6 protein-coding genes and 1 other annotated feature are annotated in these 6,336 nt (G+C 38.3%); all 6 genes read left to right on the forward strand.

Annotated features, from left to right (window positions below; translation table 11 throughout):
• Positions 1-4 precede the first annotated feature (4 nt).
• The 6 genes from D8886_RS11335 (at position 5) to rplJ (ending at position 6,234) form a co-directional block, all read left to right on the forward strand.
• Positions 5-778: a calcium-binding protein gene (locus tag D8886_RS11335; RefSeq protein ID WP_446677712.1), complete on the forward strand. Its 774-nt coding sequence runs from the start codon at positions 5-7 to the stop codon at positions 776-778.
• A gap of 86 nt (positions 779-864) precedes the next feature.
• Positions 865-3,000 (forward strand): peptidase domain-containing ABC transporter, encoded by a 2,136-nt coding sequence (locus D8886_RS11340; RefSeq protein WP_049547694.1) that lies wholly within the window; start codon positions 865-867, stop codon positions 2,998-3,000.
• Positions 3,001-3,085: 85 nt separating this feature from the next.
• Positions 3,086-4,111: a beta-barrel domain-containing protein gene (locus D8886_RS11345; protein ID WP_446677713.1), complete on the forward strand. Its 1,026-nt coding sequence runs from the start codon at positions 3,086-3,088 to the stop codon at positions 4,109-4,111.
• 267 nt (positions 4,112-4,378) lie between these two features.
• Positions 4,379-4,720 (forward strand): hypothetical protein, encoded by a 342-nt coding sequence (locus D8886_RS11350; protein ID WP_049547696.1) that lies wholly within the window; start codon positions 4,379-4,381, stop codon positions 4,718-4,720.
• A gap of 106 nt (positions 4,721-4,826) precedes the next feature.
• A complete protein-coding gene (locus tag D8886_RS11355; RefSeq protein ID WP_049547697.1) occupies positions 4,827-5,450 on the forward strand; it encodes a hypothetical protein in 624 nt (207 codons plus the stop codon).
• A gap of 110 nt (positions 5,451-5,560) precedes the next feature.
• Positions 5,561-5,696 (forward strand) — a sequence feature (ribosomal protein L10 leader region).
• 37 nt (positions 5,697-5,733) lie between these two features.
• Positions 5,734-6,234, forward strand: coding sequence for a 50S ribosomal protein L10 (rplJ, locus tag D8886_RS11365; protein ID WP_002895572.1), 501 nt, complete (start codon positions 5,734-5,736; stop codon positions 6,232-6,234).
• Positions 6,235-6,336: the final 102 nt, after the last annotated feature.

The raw sequence follows: 6,336 nt of genomic DNA on the forward strand, positions 1-6,336 counted from the left end.
AGGTGTGAGTGATGAAGGCAGTCCGTTCCGTACACTCTATGGTACATCTGAGAGCGAGTATTTGAGTTCTCCGATTAACAACTTGACTATTTATGCTGGTGCTGGTAATGATACACTCAATGGATCATCAGGTTCAGATAAGCTCTATGGTGACGAAGGCAATGATCTTCTAGAGGGCGGTTCTGGCAATGATCTTCTAGAGGGCGGTTCTGGCAATGATAAGCTCTATGGAGGTGCTGGTGATGATACNTATATCTTCGATTTAGGTCATGGCCAGGATACCATTAGCGATTCCGAAGGCCTAAGCACCATTCGCTTTGGGGAAGGGATTAGTCCAGAGAATCTGAAGCTTGCTAAAAGCGATAACTGGAATTTATCTCTGACACAGGGTGATGATCAGCTTATTTTGAACAACTATTTTTATAGCAGCTCTTATAGAAATGTTCACTTGGAATTCTCGGATAAACGTACGGCAACCGTTAACGATCAGTTAATGACTCTTGATGTGAAGGCTGCACCAGTTAGTGAATCAGTTGTTACGCCTGCTGTTCAAGCGCAGACACTAGAAACTCTTGTAAACGATGTGGCTTCAAGCAATCCAGTCACGGATACGAGTCGGTTACCCCAAGCAAGTACAACGGAAATACGGGCAGTGACTCAATCTCAACTACTAGTTCAGGAAGTATCTGCTCTGCCAAGCGAAAATACTGTATCGGCTGTTAATTCAGCTGTTAATACAAATACGAATCTATTTACAGAGCAACTAACAGTACAATAGTACAACAAGAGAAATTAGGGACGATTTTGTTCCCTAGTTTCTTGTTTTTTAGAAGATAGAAAATGAGAGAGGATTAAGAAAAAGAAATGAATTATGAACACCTGTCTACTTATTCGGCAGTGGAATGTTTTTTGATTATGTCACAATTTTTAGGAGTGCAGGCAAGTGAGGAAGATTTAAAACAAATAGCTGCCAATAGTTCCTTTAATGAGTCAATTCCTTTTATGTTGGAAGCAGCAAAACACTACCAACTTAAAGGGAAATATGTTGTCTTACCGATGAAAGATTTGGTCAAAAAAGCAGGAAGTATGGTTCCCTTTATAGCTCAAGACAGGGAGGGGAGTTACTTTATTATTGCAAGATTTCAGGAAGAGGAAGTTTTGCTTCTCTATCCAGGAGAGTCCAGTCCTCATTTACTATCGCTAGAAAAGTTGAAAGAAAAATGGGATGGCTCTGCTATTCTCCTGACTAAAAAAGGATCCTTAAGAAGAAGCGATTCACTTTTTAGTTTTAAGTGGTTTATTCCGACGGTATTGCGTTTTAAGACAGCCTTTATCCAAGTATTGCTGGGGATTTTTGTTATTCAGATTTTGGGAATTTCAACCCCCATTATGGTTCAGGTCATTATTGACAAGGTTCTGTCTCATCATAGCTTGTCCACTTTGACCGTCATCGCCATTGGGATTGGTCTAGTATATATTTTTGAGCTGATTCTGTCTTTGGCTAAGAACTATTTATTTACCCATACGACCAACCGTATTGATGTACTATTAAATGCACGCTTGTTTAAACATTTATTTGCTCTGCCACTGCGCTATTTTGAGGCCAGAAGAGCAGGAGAGACGGTTGCAAGAGTTCAGGAGCTACACCATATTCGGCAATTTTTGACAGGAACACCTCTATCATCTCTGATTGATGCGTTTTTCATCCTAGTCTATGTAGCGGTTCTATTTTTCTATAGCGTTCCTCTGACATGGCTGGTGTTGGCATCTATTCCCTGTTTTGCACTTCTGTCAGCCATTGTGACCCCCCTCTTTAAAAAAAGTTTGGATGAGCAATTCCAAGCAGGTGCAGAGACCAGTTCCTTTTTGGTGGAGTCTATTCAGGGGGTACAGACAGTCAAGTCCTTTGCTTTGGAATCGAAATTTGAGCAGAAGTGGGGAGACCTTCAGGCGGATTATGTCAAGGCCAACTATCGAACAGCCATGATTGCCTCCAATTCAGGAGCGGTTGGACAATTTATTCAGAAAGCGTTTGATCTTTTGATTCTTGTTTTTGGTGCTTTAGCTGTAATTGATGGTAAATTTACCATTGGGCAATTAGTTGCTTTTAGAATGTTATCTAGCCATATCAGTGGTCCTGTACTTCGTTTAGTTCAGCTTTGGCAAGAGTATCAACAAGCATCCTTATCAGTAACTCGTATTGGTGATATTTTTAACTCTCCAACTGAACTACGCCCAAATGGCTTGGTTGAATTGCCAACTTTAGAAGGGAAGATAGTTTTTGATCACGTTCGTTTTCGATACCGTTCAGATGCTTCGGATGTTATTAAAGATATGAGCTTTACTATTCCGGCTGGTAGCATTGTTGGAGTAGTTGGTCGGAGCGGTTCAGGTAAAAGTACCTTATCCAAGCTCATTCAACGACTTTATATCCCAGAGGCTGGGAAAATCTCTATTGACGGTTTAGACCTGTCTTTGGTTAATCCAGAGCAGTTGAGACGGCAGATTGGCATTGTTTTGCAGGAAAACTTTATGTTTAACGGTACAGTGCGGGAAAATATATCTATTCATTTGCCTCTGGCAACTATGGATGAGGTTGTAGCTGCCGCTAAGACAGCAGGAGCGCATGACTTTATTCTAGCTCTTCCTCAAGGATATGATACCGTTATTGGTGAGAAAGGCCTGGGTTTGTCTGGGGGGCAGAAACAACGCGTTGCCATTGCTCGCGCTATTTTAGGTAATCCTAAAATTTTGATTTTTGATGAAGCGACCTCAGCTCTGGATTATGAGTCAGAACGAATTATCCAAGATAATCTAAAGACTATTTGTCAAGGACGTACGGTGCTTATTATTGCTCATAGGCTTTCTACATTGGCTGAAGCTGAAAAAATATTAGTAGTTGATGAAGGAAATGTGGTGTCTTATGATAGCCATGAACGACTTCTTGAAGAAGATGGGCTATACGCACATCTCTATCGCCAACAGGAAAGGGTGGGATAATATGGATATGAATAAAAATGTTCCCTTAACCGACTATTTACGAAAATATAGGCAGCAAAAAGATAGGACACTAAAATATGACTTTATGCCATCGTTGTTAGAGATTGTTGAGCGACCTGCGCATATTGCGGGGAAATGGATTATAATTTTAATTAGTCTTTTATTGCTCGTAGTCTTGCTTTGGGTTTCTTTATCAAGAATTGATGTGGTTGTTGTTGGAACGGGAGAAATAGTGCCTGCGGAACGGGTGCAGTCAGTTTCTAGTTTAACTAATGGCATAGTTAAGTCTATGAACGTCAAGGAGGGTGACCAAGTTGAAAAGGGAACAACCATATTAGAACTAGATGATGCAGTAACCAAACAAAATGTCGGACAATTAGAAAACAGCCTCACCGAAATCAACGCTTCCATTGCAGTAATTCAAAAATATCAGGCTGATAAAAATGTCTCTATTCAATTATCAGATTATGATTCTTCGGCTCAGAATGCTGTTCAGAGTTTGATATCTGAAAACAATCTTTATCGTCAGCAATTATCACAAGCTGATGCTAACTTAGTAACTGCACAGTATGATACTAGTCTTGCTCAAAAAATGGCAACTTTGACGGAAAATAAACGACAAACCGAGACGGATCTAGCTCAGCAACATTATATTTTAGAACATCTAGCAATTAAAGCTCCTTCAACAGGTCAAATTGCTAGTCTATCTGTTAGTTATATTGGACAGAATGTTAGTTCAGAAAATCCAATAGTAACAATTCTACCTAGTAAATCAGAGTTGATATTTGAAGCACAAGTATCTGATAAGGATCGTGCAGATATTCAAAAAGATATGGAAGCAGTTGTAAAACTACAAGCNTATCCTTATTCTGATTATGGGACGATACCTGGCAAAGTGACTTATATAAGTCCGACAGCTTTTCAAGTAAAAGGGAAAGGAATGGTATACATAGTCAGAATCTCAGTTGATAAAAAGAAACTTCATAAAGGAGTGAGCTTGATTTCAGGCTTATCTGGCACTATTGAAATTAAAACTAGTAGCAGGAGCGTATTGGATTATTTTCTAGACCCTATTCGGGATGGCTTAAATGGTAGTCTGAAGGAAAAATAGTTTCAGAAACCATTTGATCAATTTTAGTAATGCAGCCTTAGGGCTGTATTTTTTTGAAAAAACATTTAAATTTCACACTTTAAAGGTCTAATTCAAACAAAGAAGTCAATTCCATTCAGTTCTCTAATACTCCTTTGAATAACTTTCTAGTCTCTTCTTCAATGTATTCATTGGCTATCGTTCTCTAATATCTAAGCAAAACAGTTGACAGAACTATCGAAGTTTGTTAAATTAATTTGGTATATTATGCAATCAAAAGGAGATGTTATGAATGAGATTAGTATTCAGTCACCAGATGGAACNAAAGTTAAAACCTTGTCACCATCCTACTCTATTACAACGTTACTTTTTAGTTTTTTTGTCCCACTTTTTCGAAAGGACTGGAAATACTTTGGTATTATTTTAGGTTCTTTCTGCGCTTTGCTAGTTATTGCTGTGCTTTTCATTCCAGAAGATTTGTTAAAGCCAACTGGAACAGCCTTTAATTTCTTTTGGACTTTTTTCTATAATCGTTTTTGGATAAAAGATCGTGTTTTCAATGATGGATGGCTGCCTGCCGATGAAGAAAGCAGAAATCTACTTAAAAAGACTTTTCCTAATATGCCATAAAACTACTGGAATAAATTTTTTCTATGATAAACAAAGTTACATACTCAAGAGGAGGAATGCGATATAAAAGGCGATAAAGAATTGAGTTTAGGAGGAGCTGGGGGAAATGGGAAAAAGGATTAAGATTTCTCCGCTAAAAGCTAGAATTTTGATGATGGTCAGTCCAATGTTTTGCGCTATCTTCTTTGGTTTGGGTTCGTGTAGTTTTATTGATCATACATTAAAAGTAGGATTATCATTTTGGCTAGATATGATTCGTGAAGATTTTATGTTGGTTCTTTCCTTTATTTGGTTCAATATGAGTTTAGTCAAGTCTATCTATAGAATGATAAAAAATAATCTTTTGTTAAACAGTAATATTCAGGAATTGAGAGATTGTTATCCTGAGCTTGAGGAGGACTGGCAAAATCTTAATGATGCGGACTACCTTGACAAAGATTTGCAAGTTTTGGTTTATGGCGATCATCTCATTTGTTACAGGACATTTGATATTGCCTACCTGCCAGAATGTTCTAAGATAGATGCATTTATGAAGATGTATCGTTTAGGTAGTCGTTATAAGGTGAGACGAGTTCATTTTTCTGCATGGTATCTTGATGGCAGTGAATTTGAACTCCGTACAAATGAGTTGCGAAAGTTTATTGGAATGAATCAGAAAGCTCGTAAAGATGCCTTATTTGATTATTTAAGAGAGAACTTTGATTATATTGAACTCGAAACTTTCGACTAAGGGAAAGAAGTAGATATCAGTCAAGTAAGAGATTTGCGGGATAGAAATATTAAATTCAAAAAGATTGCTTAAAAGACTTGCAATCTTTTTTTTCTTTTGCTATAATTATCAATGGTTTGAAAAAACTGCCTAAGACAGTAGGGGAGCTTGACTCATAAAGATCCTACCGAGGACAAAACGTATCATGTAAAAAGAAGCGTATTGTACTTTCGTGTCTAGGTTTGGGCGCGTTTTTCTTTTGGAAAATTCCCCAAGCAAAATAATTACGGAGGTGAAACACTAAATGAGTGAAGCTATTATTGCTAAAAAAGCGGAACTGGTTGACGCAGTTGCTGAAAAAATGAAAGCTGCTGCATCTATCGTCGTTGTTGACGCTCGTGGTTTGACTGTTGAGCAAGATACCGTTCTTCGTCGTGAGCTTCGTGGAAGCGAAGTTGAGTACAAAGTTATCAAAAACTCAATCTTGCGTCGTGCAGCTGAAAAAGCTGGACTTGAAGACTTGGCATCTGTTTTTGTTGGACCATCTGCAGTAGCATTTTCTAACGAAGATGTTGTTGCTCCAGCGAAAATCTTGAACGACTTTGCTAAGAACGCTGATGCACTTGAAATCAAAGGTGGTGCAATTGAAGGCGCTGTCGCATCAAAAGAAGAGATTCTTGCACTTGCAACTCTTCCAAACCGCGAAGGACTTCTTTCTATGCTCCTTTCTGTACTTCAAGCGCCAGTTCGCAACGTTGCACTTGCTGTCAAAGCAGTTGCAGAAAACAAAGAAGACGCAGCTTAATCTTAAGCTACGCAGCGTAGCCTAGCTACGAAAAAAATATTATAAATTTAAAAATTATTTGGAGGAAATAACAATGGCATTGAACATTGAAAACATTATTGC

The organism is Streptococcus sanguinis (assembly GCF_003943655.1).
Lineage (GTDB): Bacteria > Bacillota > Bacilli > Lactobacillales > Streptococcaceae > Streptococcus > Streptococcus sanguinis_F.